At 37.0% G+C, this 17,852-nt stretch carries 15 protein-coding genes and 1 riboswitch; of the genes, 7 read left to right on the top strand and 8 right to left on the bottom strand.

Annotated features, from left to right (window positions below):
- Positions 1–104 precede the first annotated feature (104 nt).
- From CPT03_RS09215 to CPT03_RS09245, 7 genes are all read left to right on the top strand, one after another.
- Complete coding sequence (locus CPT03_RS09215; protein ID WP_099438582.1) at positions 105–1,160, top strand: DUF6588 family protein; 1,056 nt, start codon at positions 105–107, stop codon at positions 1,158–1,160.
- Between the two features lie 68 nt (positions 1,161–1,228).
- On the top strand, positions 1,229–2,419 hold the full coding sequence (locus tag CPT03_RS09220; RefSeq protein ID WP_099438583.1) for a multidrug effflux MFS transporter: 1,191 nt from the start codon (positions 1,229–1,231) through the stop codon (positions 2,417–2,419).
- A gap of 66 nt (positions 2,420–2,485) precedes the next feature.
- Positions 2,486–3,568 carry a hypothetical protein gene (locus tag CPT03_RS09225; protein WP_099438584.1) on the top strand — a complete coding sequence of 361 codons (1,083 nt, stop codon included), beginning with the start codon at positions 2,486–2,488 and terminating at the stop codon, positions 3,566–3,568.
- A 63-nt stretch (positions 3,569–3,631) separates the two neighbouring features.
- Positions 3,632–5,200 carry a DUF4833 domain-containing protein gene (locus CPT03_RS22790; RefSeq protein WP_157766392.1) on the top strand — a complete coding sequence of 523 codons (1,569 nt, stop codon included), beginning with the start codon at positions 3,632–3,634 and terminating at the stop codon, positions 5,198–5,200.
- 43 nt (positions 5,201–5,243) lie between these two features.
- Positions 5,244–5,822, top strand: coding sequence for an RNA polymerase sigma-70 factor (locus CPT03_RS09235; protein WP_245870012.1), 579 nt, complete (start codon positions 5,244–5,246; stop codon positions 5,820–5,822).
- A gap of 9 nt (positions 5,823–5,831) precedes the next feature.
- Positions 5,832–6,797: a FecR family protein gene (locus CPT03_RS09240; RefSeq protein WP_099438586.1), complete on the top strand. Its 966-nt coding sequence runs from the start codon at positions 5,832–5,834 to the stop codon at positions 6,795–6,797.
- Positions 6,797–8,539, top strand: a complete 1,743-nt coding sequence (locus CPT03_RS09245) for an STN and carboxypeptidase regulatory-like domain-containing protein (protein ID WP_099438587.1) — start codon at positions 6,797–6,799, stop codon at positions 8,537–8,539. Before CPT03_RS09240 ends, CPT03_RS09245 begins: the two co-directional genes overlap by 1 nt.
- On the opposite strand, the gene CPT03_RS09250 is transcribed toward CPT03_RS09245, so the two are convergent.
- The 8 genes from CPT03_RS09250 to CPT03_RS09285 form a co-directional block, all read right to left on the bottom strand.
- Entirely contained in the window at positions 8,532–9,221 is a 690-nt protein-coding gene (locus CPT03_RS09250) for an SIR2 family NAD-dependent protein deacylase (RefSeq protein ID WP_099438588.1), read from the bottom strand. The genes CPT03_RS09245 and CPT03_RS09250 overlap by 8 nt on opposite strands.
- An 83-nt stretch (positions 9,222–9,304) precedes the next feature.
- On the bottom strand, positions 9,305–9,886 hold the full coding sequence (locus tag CPT03_RS09255; protein WP_099438589.1) for a DUF6580 family putative transport protein: 582 nt from the start codon (positions 9,884–9,886) through the stop codon (positions 9,305–9,307).
- A gap of 44 nt (positions 9,887–9,930) precedes the next feature.
- Positions 9,931–11,022 carry a DUF5074 domain-containing protein gene (locus tag CPT03_RS09260; protein ID WP_099438590.1) on the bottom strand — a complete coding sequence of 364 codons (1,092 nt, stop codon included), beginning with the start codon at positions 11,020–11,022 and terminating at the stop codon, positions 9,931–9,933.
- A 64-nt stretch (positions 11,023–11,086) separates the two neighbouring features.
- On the bottom strand, positions 11,087–12,187 hold the full coding sequence (locus CPT03_RS09265; RefSeq protein WP_099438591.1) for a cell surface protein: 1,101 nt from the start codon (positions 12,185–12,187) through the stop codon (positions 11,087–11,089).
- Between the two features lie 29 nt (positions 12,188–12,216).
- Entirely contained in the window at positions 12,217–13,326 is a 1,110-nt protein-coding gene (locus tag CPT03_RS09270) for a YncE family protein (protein ID WP_099438592.1), read from the bottom strand.
- 51 nt (positions 13,327–13,377) lie between these two features.
- Positions 13,378–14,292, bottom strand: coding sequence for a PKD domain-containing protein (locus CPT03_RS09275; RefSeq protein WP_099438593.1), 915 nt, complete (start codon positions 14,290–14,292; stop codon positions 13,378–13,380).
- Between the two features lie 11 nt (positions 14,293–14,303).
- Complete coding sequence (locus CPT03_RS09280; RefSeq protein WP_099438594.1) at positions 14,304–15,455, bottom strand: YncE family protein; 1,152 nt, start codon at positions 15,453–15,455, stop codon at positions 14,304–14,306.
- A 4-nt stretch (positions 15,456–15,459) separates the two neighbouring features.
- Positions 15,460–17,523 carry a TonB-dependent receptor gene (locus CPT03_RS09285; protein ID WP_099438595.1) on the bottom strand — a complete coding sequence of 688 codons (2,064 nt, stop codon included), beginning with the start codon at positions 17,521–17,523 and terminating at the stop codon, positions 15,460–15,462.
- A gap of 96 nt (positions 17,524–17,619) precedes the next feature.
- Positions 17,620–17,831: riboswitch (cobalamin riboswitch) on the bottom strand.
- Positions 17,832–17,852: the final 21 nt, after the last annotated feature.

Here is a 17,852-nt window from a genome sequence, read left to right on the forward strand (position 1 = left end):
GCAATTGGGGATATTGTTTTTTAGGATTAATATTACCCTTTACAAAGTTTATTCATGATAAATTCAATTTACTGACGTTACTAGTATAGTATTATTGAATTATTATGAAGAAACTGTTTGGTATTATAACACTATTGTCCATTTCTAGCTCCTATACATTATTTGCCCAGACCGGTTTCGAACAGCTGATAAACGCAGGGCCTGCTGATGCCACAAAACTGGTAGATGCTTATTCGAAGTCTCTTTTTAAAGGCTTTGGATTAGGTATGAACAGTGGGTGGACAAACAGTGCTCAGACCCTTGGACTGTACCATCTTGATCTACGGGTTACTGGAACTGCTGTAATAGTACCTTCTTCGGCTAAGTCCTTCAACGTTACCAGGATCGGTTTGTCGAGCAACTTGCGTCCGGCCAACCCTAATGATGTTATTACTCCTTCATTTAGTGGCAACACCCGATCTAACGGCCCGTTAATGGATGTTTATGACGAGAACAACAACAAATTGGTTTCTTTTGAATTGCCCAGTGGAATGCTGGAGAATTATGTACCTACACCGCAGGTTCAGTTAACAGTAGGTCTGTTGGCAAATACCGATATAACTATTCGGGCAGCACCAAGGTTCAAGATTGGCCGCAAAATAGGTTCGGTTTCTCTAATTGGTTTTGGAATTAAACATAATTTTATGCGCGATTTATCTAAATATGTACCGTTTGATCTCGCATTGGCCTTTAGCTACAATAATCTGAAATATAAGAAAGCACTCAGCCTTCAGCCAATTGAAAACTCGGTGCCGCAAGACAACCAACAGTCTACAGACTTTTCCGGACAAGAGATTTTTGGGAACTTTAACAACTATTTGTTCCAGGCATTGATATCCAAACAGTTTTCGGTGCTTACCCCCTATCTGTCTTTAGGTTACAATGTATCAAGCGCCGATATGGGACTGAGCGGAAACTACCCGATAATAAACGGTTATAACGGCGATCAGATTACTTATAAAACATTTTCTAATCCTGTAAGGATTGAGAGAACCTACTTAAAAGATTTCCGTGTTGATGCGGGTTTTCAGGTTAAGTTTCCTGTGATAAGGCTTTATGCCTCTTATGGTATTTCCGGAAATTATGGTATTGCCAATGCAGGTATCGGTATCGGCATTTAATATGCTTATTTGTATAATTTGGAATTGGCGTGACGAAAAACCGGTTATCAAATAACTACTTTTGTTGCATGACGCAAAAAAGATACCTGTTCTTAATTTTAATACTTGGTTCATTAACCGCTCTCGGCCCCTTTTCTATCGACATGTACCTGCCAGGTTTTAAAGCAATAGCTAAAGACCTGAATACCAGCGAAGCCAGGGTAGCATGGTCATTATCAAGCTATTTTATAGGTATCTCGGCTGGTCAGTTACTTTACGGCCCCCTGTTAGATCGTTTTGGCAGGAAAAAGCCTTTATTTATTGGCTTACTTATATACATTCTGGCATCTGCCGGATGCGCATTTATTAAAGATATTGACTCGTTTATTGTATTGAGATTTATCCAGGCAATTGGAAGCTGTGCTGCTACTGTAGCATCAGTAGCTATGGTTCGCGATTTGTTTCCTGTTAGCGAAAATGCCAAGGTATTTGCCTTATTGATGTTGGTACTTAGTGTTTCGCCAATGGTTGCACCTACTGTAGGTGGTTATGTTACTGTTGCTTTTGGTTGGCATACGGTTTTTTTCATTTTACTGGGTTTAGGCTTATTTAATTTAATCGCCAGCTGGCTTTGGTTGCCCGAAAGTTATAAGGCAGACACTACCATGTCTTTAAAGCCTAAACCAATAATAACCAACTTTATAACGGTGTTACGTGAACCTAAATTTTATACTTATGCGTTTACCGGAGCTATGGCATTTGCAGGCTTATTTGTATACATCACCAGTTCCCCTATCCTTTTCATGTCGCTATTTAAAGTAAAAGAAGAAACTTACGGGTGGATCTTTGCCTTTCTTTCTGTCGGCTTTATTGGGGCCAGTCAGGTTAATACCCTTATGTTAAGAAAATATAAAAGTGAACAATTGATATTTGTTGCGTTAATTGGGCAGGTAGTTACAGTTATTGTGTTTTTGATTGGCAGCATTAACGGTTGGTTTGGCCTTGCCGAGACCATTGGTTTTCTGTTCTTATTCTTATGCTGCTTAGGGGTGGCAAATCCAAATGCTTTAGCCCTATCGCTAGCACCTTTTTCTAAAAACGCAGGTAGTGCATCTGCTTTAATGGGTGCACTGCAAATGGGACTTGGAGCTCTTGCATCTGCTTGTATTGGCTTTTTTGAACAAACATCGGCTGTGCCAATGGTATTAATTATGACTGTGACTTCTGTAATTGCTTTCGCTGTTTTAGTTATTGGAAGAAGAAATATAAAAGAGGCTTAATTTTTTTTGCGGCCCTGCGTAGGGGTATATGCTGATCATGTTGTCTTACTCTAAAACAAGACAATAATGAACATTAAATCTTCTATAACAGCTTTAGTATTACTAGCTACCTACATGGGCGCCAATGCCCAAAATCAAATGCCGGGTAAAATGCATATTGGCATTGTATACCCTTTAAGTACCAATGGAACACGCGCTCCTTTAGATACTAATAATCTTTCATTTAACTTACTTGGTGGTGTATCTGCAGCCGAACGTGGTTTGGCATTTGCCGGACTTTCAAATGTAGTACTAAAAGATACCAAAGGATTTCTGTTTGCAGGATTTTCTAATCATGTAGTTAAAAATGCAGACGGCGGACAATTTGCAGGCTTCCTTAATACTTATGGCGGCGGCGAGGGAGTTTCGTTTGCAGGCTTTGCCAATATATCATCAGGAAATGTAAAAGGGGCGCAATTTGCCGGTTTCGCAAACATTACTAAGGATATGAACGGTGCTCAGTTTGCCGGTTTTGCCAATATTGCCAAAGATGTATCGGCAACACAGATAGCTGGTTTTATTAATACGGCTAAAGATGTTAAGGGATCTCAGATTGCAGGCTTTATAAACATCGCTAAAAGAGTTAAAGGTGCACAAATTGCAGGGTTCATTAACATTGCCGAGAGCAGCGACTTCCCAATAGGTATTGTAAATATTATAAAAAACGGCGAGAAAAGTATTGGGATAAGCACCAATGATAACCTAACTACAATGCTAACTTTAAGATCGGGCGGCAAAGTACTTTATGGGATTTTAGGGGTCGGATACAACTTTAAAAACGATAAGGAGGTGTATGCCATTGAGGCTGGCTTAGGGGCTCATTTCTTTTCTTCAAACAGCTTCAGGTTAAACACAGAATTAACATCAATGAGCCTGGAGAGCTTTAAACATGGAGAATACTTTAGCTCCTCATTTCGTATCCTCCCTGCTTTAAAGATTGCCAGATTTCTGGAAATCTATGCCGGCCCATCTCTTAACTATGTAAACACCAATACAGTTGAAGGTAAAGATTTAAATAAACACTACCTATCTAAGTGGGGCAACAAATCGGGCAGGAATTTCCAGGGGCTATATGTAGGCTATATGGGTGGCATTCAGGTAATCTTTTAACGGCATGCAACCTTTAATTGAAATTAACAATCATAATTTATAACACACAAAAACCAAACTACTATGAGAACAACAGTCATTGCATCGCTTCAATCATTTTGGCAAGATTTAATCTCTGTGTTCGGGGCAGCACCACTTCCAATTAATGATCTTAATCAGTTACAGAAAAGTGCTCCTGATTTAATGGTATATGCCTTGCCTGTGGTATTCTTCTGTACGGCTCTTGAATATGGATTTTCTCATTTCGCTGAGCATAAAAGCTATGAAAAGAAGGAAACTATAGGATCAGTTTTTATTGGCCTCGGCAATTTGGCTGTAAACCTATTAATGAAAGCAGTATTGCTTTATGGAGCCATTTGGATATATAATGCTTTGCCATGGCGTATGAGTCTGAACTGGTGGACTTTGATTCCTTGTTTTATAGTTTATGATTGCTGCAGTTATTGGTCGCACCGCATTTCACACTTTAACAGGTTCTTTTGGGCAACACATGTTGTACACCACTCTGCCGAGCATTACAATTTAACAGTAGCTTTTAGACAAAGCTGGGTACAGCATTTTAAAATCGTCTTTTTTATACCTGTAGCTTCAATGGGATTTAATCCGGTTATATTATTTGTAGCCAGCCAATTGAGCACATTATATCAATTTTGGGTACATACCGAAGCCATTGGAAAATTACATCCTTTTATTGAAAAGTACTTTGGTACTCCATCTAACCACAGGGTTCATCACGGTAGTCAGGATAAATATCTTGACAAGAACTTCGGTGCTACCTTTATGATCTGGGACCATTTGTTCGGTACTTTTCAATACGAAGAAGAAAAGCCTGTTTATGGTCTTACAACCCCGGTTGATAGTAAAACTAATCCCTTTATTTTAAATTTTCATGAGTACAGGGATATGATTAAGGATGTTAGGCAAAGTGATGGAATTAAAGAAATACTTTTCTTCATTTTTGCAAGTCCTGGTAAAATTTACAGACACAAACTTACCAATATTGAAAAGGCAAATGGAACTCCTGTTGTAGATAAAAAAACGCACATTAAAAACAAGAAAATAAAAGCTTTAAAGTTTGCCGGCATGCTATTGGTAATTATTTTATTGTTAAGCCAGTCGTTAAATACGTTAAGTCAGCCTTCAAAAAAGGTTGATGAGTCTGAACCCCTGGCCCTGCCTACCCCTAAAGGAGAGAACCTCTTGTTTTTTCTTCAGAGAAACCCAGATGCAAATACGGTAATTTATGAACTCAATTTTAAAAGTACTGGGGTCCTTGACCCTGAAAACCCTGTAAAAGGATCGTGGATAAGATATACAGAACAAGGTAAATACAAGGAGCTAACTGGCATTGAACGCAGATTTGCTTACGGAGTTAAATGTAAAGCATTACAAAATGATGAATTTGAGATAAGATTGGTTGCTTACAAAAAGCTGCCCTTGTACCTTAAAAGATCTGAAACAGACAATAAATATAAGATTTACATAAAAGATGAGGGAAAGGATTTATTGCTAAAAAGGGTTTTTGTTAGGGTTAATGGCGGCTCATTCTGGTTCCCGAAAGTGGAGTATATTGATTTGATAACAGTAAATAGTGCTTCGGGCATAGAGTTTTTAAAACGAATAGAGATTTAGGCAGGCTAAGAAAAACTAATATATTTGATTAAGAAACAAACCAGTGATAAATCAACCCGACACACTGCATCAATATGATGACAAGGCATTTGAACAAATGTTCAAAGCTCATTATAAAGAGCTTCACTCCTACGCTAATATAATGCTTAGAGATCAAGACATTGCAGAAGAAATTGTTCAATCTATGTTTCTTAAATTCTGGGAAAAGAGAGAATTGTTAAACGTACAAACTTCAATAAAAGCATATCTCTACAAATGTGTTTATAACGATAGCTTAAATTACCTTAAGCATCAAAAAGTTAAAACAAAATATCAGGATTTTACAATTCACACCATGAACAATCATCATGAGGCAGCATCATCAAGAGTAGAGCTTAATGAGCTTGAATTTAAGCTGCAAGAAGCATTAAATGAATTACCTGAACATTGCAGAACTATTTTTCAGATGAGCAGGTTTGAGGAATTAAAATATAGAGAGATAGCTGAACAGCTGGACCTTTCAATTAAAACAGTTGAGAACCAGATGGGGAAAGCTTTAAAAATATTACGTTTGAAACTAGCCGATTTCATTACACTAATTTTACCAGGCATAATAATGTTTTACAAGGATTTTTTTAATTAAGAGGAACAGATGAACGAGGAAATATTGATAAAGTTTCTTTTAAAAGAAACAAGTGAAGAAGAAAGTATTGCTGTGCAAAAATGGCTGGATGAAGCTACCTCTAACAGGGCCGAATTTGCCCGGCTTGAAAGAATCTGGACTGCAAGTAAAAGTTTAAATAGCACAAGTAATGTTGATGAAGAACAGGCATGGATAAAATTTAAAGCGAAGACAACTTCCAGATCAAATGAGGCTATTGTGAGGCCAATAAAGCAAAACTACTGGTGGTTAAAAATTGCCGCAGTATTGGTTTTGGTTGCCGGAGCATGGATGACGTACAATGTTTTTGGCCCTGCAAATTATACAGACCTGATAGCAAGTAACAAGGTAGTTATTGAGCATTTACCTGATGGATCGGAAGTAACCTTAAATAAAAATTCGGAAATCAGCTATGCTACAGATTTTAAAGACGACCGCAGTGTTAAACTAAAAAATGGTGATGTATTTTTTAATGTAGCGCACGACAAATCAAAACCGTTTGTAATAAAAATTAATAAAGTATCCGTAACTGTTGTTGGCACTTCATTTAATGTGAAACATATAAAAGGTGAAACTGAAGTTATTGTAGAAACGGGTATTGTAAAAGTGAGCAATGGCAATGAAGTGATAGAACTGCATAAAGGAGAAAAAGTTTTGATCAAAGAGGCATCTCCCAAATTGATTAAAGAAGAAAATACGGATCGGTTATATGATTATTACCGCAGCGGAAACTTTGTATTTTATAAAACACCGCTTTGGAAGGTAGCAGAGGTTTTAAATGAAGCCTACAATGTAAATGTTGTTGTAAAAGATGCCAGTATTGCCAATGAAACCTTTAACACCACACTTAAAGCAAGTGCATCATTAGATGATAACCTTGATATAATCCTGCAAACAATGCAAAATTTAAGAATAGATCGTAACGAAGGGCAGATAATACTATCTAAAATTAAATAATGAGATTAAAAATAATCATAGCCCTATTATTTATAACCGGATATTGTAATGCCCAGTTTTCTGTATCCAACTATATGCGTAATTTGGATAGAAGGGTTGATCTGGATATAAAGCAACAACCGATCTCTGAGGTGCTCAATAAAATGAGTAAGGTAGGCGACTTCTATTTCTCTTACACTGGGTCTTTGTTTAAACAGGACAGCATAGTAAACATGAAGGTGAAAAACATGCAGGTTAGAGATATACTTGACCGCCTGTTTAATGGAAAAGTAGATTATAAGGAAACCGGAAAATACATTATTCTTCGTTACGCTGCCAATCACCTTACTATAGAGCCTGAAAATATTACTAGCGCCGATAAATTATATATTATTAGCGGTTATGTTATTGATACGGAAACAGGTAAAAAAATAAAACAGGCAAGTGTTTACGAAAAGCGACTACTGCAATCTACACTTACAGACAATGAGGGGTATTTTAGGCTTCGTTTTAAGGGCGAACATACTGATGTAACCCTTACAGCCAGTAAAGACACATATAGGGATACTTCGCTAGTTTTTTTAGCAGATATCACAGTTAAACCGGAGGGTTATAAAGATGAAGATTCTGAACAAGGTGGCGAAGTTTTCAATTCCATTGAGAATTCAGGAATCAGCAGATTCTTTATTTCTTCAAAACAAAGGATGCAGAGTTTAAACATACCTGATTTCTTTGCAAATACGCCCTTTCAGGCTTCCCTTACCCCTGGTTTAAGCACACACGGCATAATGAGTTCGCAGGTGATAAATAAAGTATCGCTGAATGTTTTAGGTGGTTATACTGCGGGAACAGACGGTGTTGAAGTGGCTGGCCTGTTTAACTTAACCAAAGGAAATGTTAAAAAGTTACAGATAGCCGGGTTATTTAATGGTGTTGGTGGCTCTGTAGATGGTGTGCAGGTGGCCGGTCTGCTTAATGATGTAAGAACAAATGTTAAAGGTGTGCAGGTGGCAGGATTCTTAAATCATGTAAAAGAGAAGGTCGAGGGTTTTCAGATAGCAGGTTTTGGTAATGTAGTATCCAAAGAGATGAAGGGTATACAAATTGCCGGTTTTGGAAACCTTACTTCTAAAAACCTTAATGGAATGCAAATAGCCGGCTTTGGCAATATGACCTCTCAACGAATGAAAGGAACTCAGATAGCGGGTTTCTTTAATTACGCAAAGGAAATGGATGGTTTACAGATTAGTATTGTAAATATTTCCGGAAAGTCTGATGGTTATAGCATAGGCCTGGTCAACTATGTTCATCATGGCTATCATAAGCTTAGTTTTTCTACCAACGAAACTATTAATGCAAATGCATCATTTAAAATGGGCAATGCGAAATTGTACAATATCATATTGGTTGGAAAAAACTTTGCCGATTCTGCTAACATCGAAACTGCAGGCCTGGGCTTTGGCCATGATTTTATTATCAGCAACAGGTTCTCTGTAGCTGCCGAGATAACTTCTCAGTATTTATACCTGGGTAATTGGGATTATTCAAACTTCCTGCACAGGTTCCAAACCAATCTCCAAATTCAGCTGGTTAAAGGAATAGCATTATTTGGCGGACCGATATATTCCATTTATCGTTCAGAAGCACCTGAAGGTTCAAGCGGCAAAGGCTACAAGCAAAATATTGCCCCCGCAAAGCATGATTACATTAGCAAAAGAGCCAAAGGCTGGATTGGTTGGAATGTAGGTATTACAATTATGTAGCAGTTAACATTTTTACAACTTCTGCAACTCCTGCTGTTGCTGCTTTTTCTATCTTAACAATATTCTTATATCGGTCTACCTCAGGTATTTTAGGATCAATTATATATTTAACTGTAGTTCGGGGAACAAAGTTTATTAATCCTGCTGCCGGATAAACAGCCAAAGAAGTTCCAATCAACATAAAAACATGTGCTTTTGAACAAATTTTAGTAGCGGGACCTATCATAGGTACATCTTCTCCAAACCAAACAACATGAGGTCTTAATTGCGAACCTAGTTCACAGTACGTTCCTGTTTTAAGTTCCCATCCATTTATGGGATAGGTTAGTTCAGGATTTATGTCTGATTGAGATCGGGTAATTACACCGTGTAAATGGGTAACATTTGACGAGCCTGCTCGTTCATGCAAATCATCAATGTTTTGGGTAATAATCTGTACATCAAAAAATGCTTCTAGGTCTGCAAGGGCCCTGTGAGCCGCATTTGGTTCGGCTTCCAGCACTTGCTTTCTTCTTTGATTATAGAAGTCCTGTACCATTGCAGGATTACGTTTCCAGGCCTCTGGGGTGGCCACATCATACACGTTGTACCCTTCCCATAGTCCATCGGTATCTCTAAAGGTTTTTAAACCGCTTTCTGCGCTAATGCCTGCCCCTGTTAGCACCACAAGTTTCCTTTTCATAAATATTCTAATTCTTCATTAACGTAAGAAGGCTGTTCCAAAAGAACAGCCTTCAATATAATAAATACTTTACTGACAATTAATTATACTGCTGTATTTGCTGACAAGCTTAAACTAGGATACTTTGCCCTTAAAACTTCAAATGCTCCAAACATGATCGCACCGTATGCCAAAGTTCCATAAAGAAATAGCCTTTCATAAGGTATTGCCGCACCTAAACATTTAATATATCCGGCAAATGTAGGTTCGTACAATCCCGGGAAATACATAACTCCAATATCGGCAACTATCCAGTGTACAAGAACTGCCAGTACAGCTGCACCAAGAAAACTTAATACAGTTACTTTTTTAATGATAAGTTTAGCAACCAAAACCATTAGCACAAACGCAATATATGTCCAGTACCAGCCAGCATAAAAGAAGCCGTAACCAGATGTTTTTGCAATAAAAATATCGCTTAACAATAAAAGCACCAATGGAAATCCAAATGCTTTGTAATTGTTATTAAAATATGCTCCTCCAAATAAGGCTATCGCCCCCACGGCAGAGAAATTTGCAATTTCCTTGAAATTATCAGAAAGCGGGGCAGCAACACGAATCAGGCTGATCGCAACAATAATTAACAAAAGAATAGCAGTACGTGGATTGAATTTAAATTCCGACATATTTTTAAGATTATAACGCAAAGTTATATTATTTCCCTTATATTTTAATGAAACACAAACATTGCCGGAAAATAATATCCTTCGTAAGGAATCTGTTTAGCCAACTTACCCGAAGTAGCATCATAAAAATAAATATTGTTTACTGCGTAGTTAGCTCCATATCCGTCCTGAACAGTTGTTGTAACAATCTGATTTGTTTTAGCGTAATAACCCAGGTTCTTTTTATAAAAAGATTGCTTATCCGGAGTAGTTATAAAAGGCTGATCTAATGAAGCTTTATTTCCTTCTATATACCTATACAACATTTTACCACCGCCAAAAGAAGGCGACTTTAGAAGGAAAACTGTATTTTCTTTAGTAGATGCTATTATTGGCGATGAAAACCAGGCAAACCATGTGCTTGCAGGCGTAAAAGGCAATTCTACACTATCGGTAGCCAAGGTTAAAGGATCGGAGTTATAAAGGAATTTTCCTTTTGTATACCATACCTTATTGTTTGGAGTTTGAGCAAAGCCCAGTGAAACATTCTTTATCTTTTTGGCTACTGTGAGGTCTGCGGCATTGTAAATTACCGCTCCCTCTGATTGAGAAAGTGTATAAACATATTTTCCGGCTTTTAACATATCACCTGTCTGGCCGCTGGTTCCAGCAAGTTGTGTAGGTGCATCGTAAGTTTTAAGGTTAACTTTAAAAATACCTTTACTGCTGCTTAAAAGTCCATTATTTTCATCAAGCCCCACAAAAGCACGCCAATCACTCTGAGGAGATGCAGGAATTCTACCAACTTCTTTAAGTGTCTTAGCATCAGCCACTACAACGGGGCCACCTATTTTACTTACAACATATAGGTTTTTGTTAAATATGGTTGCAAATTGCATAGTTGAGCTTTTAGGTTCAAAGTCTTTTCCTGGGTTTTCTTTCTGAAAAACACTGTCTTTTAATGAGCCTGAAGCAGCGTCAAAAAAGCTTACTGAACCTGTACCATGGCCATACCAGCCTTCGTTAATCACAAAAAATCCATTTTCAAATTTTCCTTGTTCTGGTTCTTGAATTTCTTTGTTATCCTTTTTACAAGAAAATAGTGTTCCGGCTAATACTGTAAGTAAAAGCGTTTTTTTTAAAATAATGTTATTCATTTAAGAGTTTTGATTTTTGAGAGCGGCTTATTATAAAATTGATTAAATTATTAATTGGGGGGATTTATTTGGCCAGATTTAAATCAGCAACACCTATTATTTCTGTTGACAGCTCACCTAACCAACCAAGATCTGCCTGGATACCTGTTTGAATTTTGATGAAATCTATACCTGCAAGGTGTACCACTTTTCCATCTTTATCAATGGCATTGGCAATATCTATATTATCGCCGCCTACTTTATTGTCGGCATATCCAAATTCAAAAGGTTTACTTGTAATATATGTTGGTGTTTGTGGATTTATATGTGATGAAGGCAGCAATGCTCCTTTAAGTGTGTATTCGTTTCCTGTTATCCATGACGGAAAAGCCTGAGAAGTACCTGCAATAGTAACTACCCCTGTTTTTCCTTTATTGTCTTTCCATAATACATTACCGCCTGTGGCTGGTTTTGTATAAGTTACTTCATAATCGCGGATATATCCTTCATTACCAAACTCACTTCCTTTTAGTTCATACCAGGTATCATCCGGTTTACCATTTCCATTCTCATCCTGCATTACCCACACCACACCCGGCTCTGCCCAGTTAGCCTGTGCATTACCATAAATAACGATATCGTCTTTCTGATTTTCATTAATTACAGTGTGGTCAAAACCTAGCACAATATAGCCTCCCCAGGCACCAAGCGACACTATACCTTCTTTACCTTCAAGGCTTTTTGCACCTTCAAGTGTTCCTATAGATTTGTTGGTAAACTGTCCTGGAGCAGGTAAATATTCAAATACTTTGGTTACGTAATTATTGCTTCCCGGATTTGAAGGTACAGTTGGTATGCCTACATTAACCACATACTTATAGTTAAAAGAGCCACTGCTATTGGTAGCAGTGTACTCTACGTTATATATACCTGCTTTTAGTGGTGTAAAATCGTACGATGAGCCAGTACTGGTAACTTCCCCATCTAATTTCCACTCCTCATCATAAACCTTGTTATTTACATTAAATGCTAAAAATGCAATCTTTTCGTTAACCCTCCCATTTATGGGGCTATCTTCTATTTTCATTTTAACAACTGGTGCCTGCTCTGCATCCTCGTCTTTTGTACATGCAGATAGAACACTAATGCTCAATAAAATGAAAAGCAAGTAATATTTAATGTTCATAACAAGGTTATTTAAGCAATACAATATCGTTATTTATAGCTATAATTAAATACTGCACTTTGAGGCGAACCACCTGTAGCAAACTCAAACTTTATTTTACCATCGGCACCAAAGCAAAAGAACTTACCTGTAGCGGCATAACCATTTGCATCTCCAACATAAACATCATTGTTTAGTGTATTAACGGTAACACCATAAGGTGTTTTAATCACTGTCTGATCTGTAACAAAATTCCCATTAATTGTACCATTAGATATGTTAAATGTTTTAAAATATGGATCCAGATAATCGCCAATTACAAAGCCTTTTGTTCCGGTAACATTTAAATATTCTAAACTCACTTCATTAGAACTAACTTTTGTATCTGTTACGCTACTTAACTTAACAAGCTGAGCTGGAACATCTGAATAATTTCCTTTTACAATAGTAAACAGATCGCCATTTTCAGTTGCGCCAATTTTAGTAGGATTAAAACCAACGTTTATATCCAATTTCTTAGTAAATGTATTTAAATCTACTACAGAAACTGATGTATTGTTAGGACTAGGATAGTAGAAATGATTAGAATTTGTTACGTATAGCTTACCGTTTACAATAGCTAAACCTTCCAATGCGCCACCAACCGAAATTCTCGATTCAATAGTTAAACTTGCAGTATCAATTTTACTGATATAACCATCATAACCAGAAACATATGCTTTGTTTTTGTAGAACCCTACATAACGTGGCATAAAATCTTTGCTATCATCAAAGAAAGGAATTCTTTTAATTGATTTTCCTGTTGCAATATTAATAACCTCTATATAAGAATCCTTATTTGTATCCTTAGCTCCGGTAACAACACAATACATTTTGCTACCGTATTGTTTTAAATCGCTGGCATCAGTACCTAATGGAATTCCATTTTTCTGTTCAAAATAATTCTGAGTTACAGCTTTTGTGGCAATATCATAGTAAGTAATAGAGCTGTTATTTGCCTGACCAAAAGATCCCTCGCATAATACATACAAACCATTTGTAGAAACTGGTCGCGGATCTATTGCCGGAAGTTTATCTTTTTTACAGGATGCTAATCCTAATACACAGCCAAGAATTGCAAAAAAAGCTGGCTTTCTATAGTTAAGTAATGATTGATTCATGATTTTTATTGTGTTTTATGTTATTATTAGTTTTTTATTCTGATATGTTGGTTATTTTATATTTAAATCTGCTGCTCCCCCTACTTCTGTAGATATTTCGCCTAGTAAAGTATTGCCTTTTTCATTTTGACCGGTATAAACTTTTATAAAATCAACAGCATTAAGGCTTATTGCTTTACCGTTTTTATCAATTGCATTCGACAAGTCGAACGAGTTATAACGTTTAGTGGCATAATCGTCGCCAGTTGAATAGCTATCTGTATAACCCCATTCAAATGCACTGTTTACAAAAATGCTTCCTATGGTACCCCATGTAGATTTCAGTAAGGTACCTTTGAATTTGACACTATCCTGATTTTCAGCAAATAGCGGATAGTAGTTATGATTATGGAATCTGTTCACATCAACACTTCCTGTCTTTCCTTGGTTATCTTTCCAGGTAACATTTGCAGTCGCCTTTGGGTTATAATAAGTGATTTCATAGTTCTTAATAGTACTTACAGAGCTATGCTCACTTCCGGCAAGCTCATACCATTCGTCATCAGGCAAACCATTTCCATTTTTATCCTGACTAACCTGAACAATTCCTGGTTCAGACCATTGTTGTATTGGTCCTAAAGGATTTCCGTAAATAGCAAGGTCATTGCCTTCATTATTAAGAATAGAATGATCAAAACCAAAAACAATGAAGCCTCCAAAAGCCCCTAAAGATACAAGGCTGGTATTTTTAACATCACCTATAATTTTCTGTGCACCATCCGGACTTCCTAATGACTCATTAATAAATTGACCGGGAGCTGGCTGATATTCATATATTTTATTAATGAATTTACTGCTGGTACTTGTTACGGGACGCGGAATATAAATGTCTTCATCAACTGCTTTTTCCTTTGAACATGAACTTAAACAAAGCTGAAAAAGGATAATCGATGAAAGACCAAGAACATTTTTTTGATTGAATCTCATTTTTAATATGGTTATTTATATACGAATGCAAAGTGAGCCGGAATATCTCCGGTAGTAACCGACCATTTCTTTTTCCCCGCCGGATCAAAACAGTAAAGTGTACCCGGCGATACATAATTTCGGGCATCGGTAACTAAAACATCTTTAGTTATAGGATGAACTGCTATACCATAAGGAATGGTTATTGCTTTATCTGTACCATCGGTTATGAATTGCTTATCTAACAACACCTCGTCTTTAACGTTAAGCATCCCATAAGTTATTGTGTATTTGGCTTCGTTATAGTTCCATTCAGAGCCATAGTAATAAGCAATATCCCCATCAATAGCAAGGTTATTTACAGCAATGTTAAAAGTCTTTTTAACCTGATCTGTTTTAGTATCTATTACAAACATTTTTGAAGGTATATCGTAATAATTCCCTCTTGAGGTTACGTATAGATCACCATATTTATCAGCCTTTAACCTATGCAGGTTAATAGCCACGTCAATTTGTTTTGTTACAGTAAATGAGTTCAGATCTATAACAGAAACAGTTCTTTCGTATTTCTGCGGGCTATACCCGCCTGAATTTGCAACATAAAGCTTTTGGCCAACTACAGCCATTTCTTCAGGTTGTCGGCCTACATCCACTCTTTTTACCTCTGTTAATGTTGCAGTGTCAATCTGAGCTACAATTCCCTGTGGCGCATTAGGATCCCCTACTGTACCCAGGTATGCGCTCACGTAAGCCTTGCCATTACTAAATGTAATGTACCGGCAATTGGTAATGTTAACTTGCTTAATGCGCTTGCCGGTTTTAACATCCAGAACTTCAACTTTATTGGATACATTTACCACCACATAAAGTTTAGAACCATAAATGGCAATATCGTTTCCAACATCACCTAATCCCTTTACAATTTCCGGATTTACTTCATTATAAATGTTTCGCCTATAAATTCCGGTAGTATAGTCCAAATAATCCAAAGAGGCCTTATTCATATTCATATTGCCCTCATTTACAATATAAAAACCTTTAACCTGTGCAGACGGATCAGGAGGTAAAAGGGTCTCCCGCTGTTCAGGAACCGGTTTAAGGTCTTTCCGGCACGATACTGTAAGTCCTAAAAAAGCAACTAGTATTCCTAAACTAATTATATTGAGCAATTTGTTCGTTTTCATCTGCCTAATAGTTGTAGTTTAATCCAAAACGATAATAGCGACCAGGCATCGGGAAATTCGTGATTACTTCGTAATCCTGGTTCAGCAAATTGTTAACCTCGGCAGTAAAACGAACTTCCTTTCTGTTTACTTTTACATTATAATGCAAGGCCATATCGTGTGTATACCAAGGTTGAACGTAGTTATATATACTATTTGTACTTTGATTGTAACGCTCTCCTATATAAATGAAACTGTAATTCATAGAAAGGTTTTTGTAGGTTGCACTCGCAAGAAATGATCCACTATGTATAGGCGTATACGGAATCAGATCCTTATAGCTTGGTGAAGCATGATCGGAATCAATTGCTTTTTGGTAGGTGTAAGTAAGCCCTGAAGTAAAACTTATAGTATTAGTAATTTGCCATACAGATTGTATGTTTACATCTATACCTTTGATTTCGACCTGCCCAAGGTTTTGCATACTCCACCTTGCCTGATTGTTACCAGGCACTGCAACTATCTTATTTTTCACATTGTTATAATATGCATCTGCTTGTATAGAGAACTGACTTAAAACTTTATTGTCATATCCTTTTATATAGGTAAAGCCCAAATCATATTGTTTTGTATACTCTGGTTTTAAAACTATAAACCCGTAATAAGTGTAATAAAGATCGTTGAAGGTTGGCATCCTGAAAATGCTTTTATAGAATGATCGCAACCTAAACTCTTTCTGATCAAAGGGTTGCCACGATACCATAACTGTAGGCGTTAGCTCATTTCTATCTACGTCGGCAGGGCCGCTTTGCGTTTTATCGTATTTTAGTGTACTTAATAAATTGGCCTGAATATCAAATTTTGCAAAATGAAACTGGGTAGCCAAAGCAGTTAATATGGTGTTTCTTACCGGATATGAAAAGCGATAAAGGTCTGCGTTTAAGTCGTTCCGCTGATAATCTGTAGACAATACGACATCCCAATAATTGGTGATTTTTAACTTATTGGCTAATGATACATATATTTCTTGCAGATGAAAATTGTTTTCAAGCAATCCATTAACAGTTACCCTATCCGGATCTAGATAACGTAGGTTATCACTTGCGTATTTGGCTGTTGCCAGCAAACTGTATTTGCCTACATTCTTTTCATAAGAAGATTGTGCGAAAAAGTTCTTATTCCACATCCGTTGTGAAAATGAAAATACATTGTTCACAACTGCACCAGGCAACCCCTGATTGTCTTTATAACCATATAGTTTTACTTTCCATGTACTGCTGTCAGACAGCATTCCATTTAATCCCAACTCTAATCGCATGGCTTCAATATCACCATCCTTCCTTACAGCAGTAGTATCATATACGCCATTAGTAGATCGGAACTTATATTTGCCATTGGCATTTTTATACTCTGCACTTAAAGAGCTGTAAACATTATTACTTATTTTACTTTGCCATAAAAGCGATGGATCAATAAGGCCAAATGACCCTCCTTTTAATGATGCACGAACTTTTTGGGTAGTTCCATCTGAAAAATCAGGTTGTTTCGATTTAAGATACAATGAGTTCGCTGACGCGAAGCCTTTGGCAGATTGGAAAATAGAGCTCTTTTGTCCGTTGTATAGTTCTATCTCTTCAATATTATCTAATGAAAATTTACCCAGGTCTACCTGTCCGTTTTGTGCATTTCCCAACTGTACACCATCATAGAATACGGCAGTATGATTGGTACCCATGCTGCGTACATTAATTGTTTTTAAACCACCAATGCCACCATAGTCTTTAAGCTGTACTCCTGAAAAAAAACGAACAGCATCTGCTACAGAAAGGCTGTTTAATTTTTCGAGCTCCGCTCCTGATAGTATTTGTAATGGAGTTGAAGAAGTTTGCCTTTTGCTGATCTTTATTTTCTTGATCTGTACCTCTCTAAGCTGATTAATCTGATTTAAAGAATCTGATTCATTTGGTTTTGTTGAGCCTGTTTGGGCAAACGACTGAAGAGACATAGTACACATGCCCAGCCATATAATAGCTAGAAAAGTAAAAAAAATAGAGTTTACGCCAAAAACAGCGTTTTTACTTCTTCTCATTTTGTTGTGAGTTTATTACCCACAGCAAACAGTTAGATCAAGGAAATGAAATACAATAAATAAGCACTCACTCCAAGCTTCAATCCCCGAAAGCTATGAAATATTACCACTTATGGCAGGTCTTCTGACTTACTTCCGGTAATTCTGCCTTCCCAATCCTTAATCCCCTTTTTTAAAGGATCAGAAAAAGTGGCCTTGATTTGAACACCGTTATGAAGCTTACAGCTGCGGGACAGTTACGGATTTACACCGTATTCCCTTTTAATCCCGAATAAAATGCATCGGGAACCAAAAGCGATGCAAATGTACTTAAATAAATAGCTTTCAGC

It is taken from the genome of Pedobacter ginsengisoli (assembly GCF_002736205.1).
Taxonomy (GTDB): domain Bacteria; phylum Bacteroidota; class Bacteroidia; order Sphingobacteriales; family Sphingobacteriaceae; genus Pedobacter; species Pedobacter ginsengisoli_A.

Coding starts and splice junctions, on each gene's coding strand:
- CPT03_RS09240 (WP_099438586.1), top strand. CDS start 5,832: ATGAACGAGGAAATATTGATAAAGTTTCTTTTAAAAGAAACAAGTGAA.
- CPT03_RS09220 (WP_099438583.1), top strand. CDS start 1,229: ATGACGCAAAAAAGATACCTGTTCTTAATTTTAATACTTGGTTCATTA.
- CPT03_RS09265 (WP_099438591.1), bottom strand. CDS start 12,187: ATGAACATTAAATATTACTTGCTTTTCATTTTATTGAGCATTAGTGTT.
- CPT03_RS09225 (WP_099438584.1), top strand. CDS start 2,486: ATGAACATTAAATCTTCTATAACAGCTTTAGTATTACTAGCTACCTAC.
- CPT03_RS09215 (WP_099438582.1), top strand. CDS start 105: ATGAAGAAACTGTTTGGTATTATAACACTATTGTCCATTTCTAGCTCC.
- CPT03_RS09270 (WP_099438592.1), bottom strand. CDS start 13,326: ATGAATCAATCATTACTTAACTATAGAAAGCCAGCTTTTTTTGCAATT.
- CPT03_RS09285 (WP_099438595.1), bottom strand. CDS start 17,523: ATGAGAAGAAGTAAAAACGCTGTTTTTGGCGTAAACTCTATTTTTTTT.
- CPT03_RS22790 (WP_157766392.1), top strand. CDS start 3,632: ATGAGAACAACAGTCATTGCATCGCTTCAATCATTTTGGCAAGATTTA.
- CPT03_RS09280 (WP_099438594.1), bottom strand. CDS start 15,455: ATGAAAACGAACAAATTGCTCAATATAATTAGTTTAGGAATACTAGTT.
- CPT03_RS09245 (WP_099438587.1), top strand. CDS start 6,797: ATGAGATTAAAAATAATCATAGCCCTATTATTTATAACCGGATATTGT.
- CPT03_RS09255 (WP_099438589.1), bottom strand. CDS start 9,886: ATGTCGGAATTTAAATTCAATCCACGTACTGCTATTCTTTTGTTAATT.
- CPT03_RS09275 (WP_099438593.1), bottom strand. CDS start 14,292: ATGAGATTCAATCAAAAAAATGTTCTTGGTCTTTCATCGATTATCCTT.
- CPT03_RS09260 (WP_099438590.1), bottom strand. CDS start 11,022: ATGAATAACATTATTTTAAAAAAAACGCTTTTACTTACAGTATTAGCC.
- CPT03_RS09250 (WP_099438588.1), bottom strand. CDS start 9,221: ATGAAAAGGAAACTTGTGGTGCTAACAGGGGCAGGCATTAGCGCAGAA.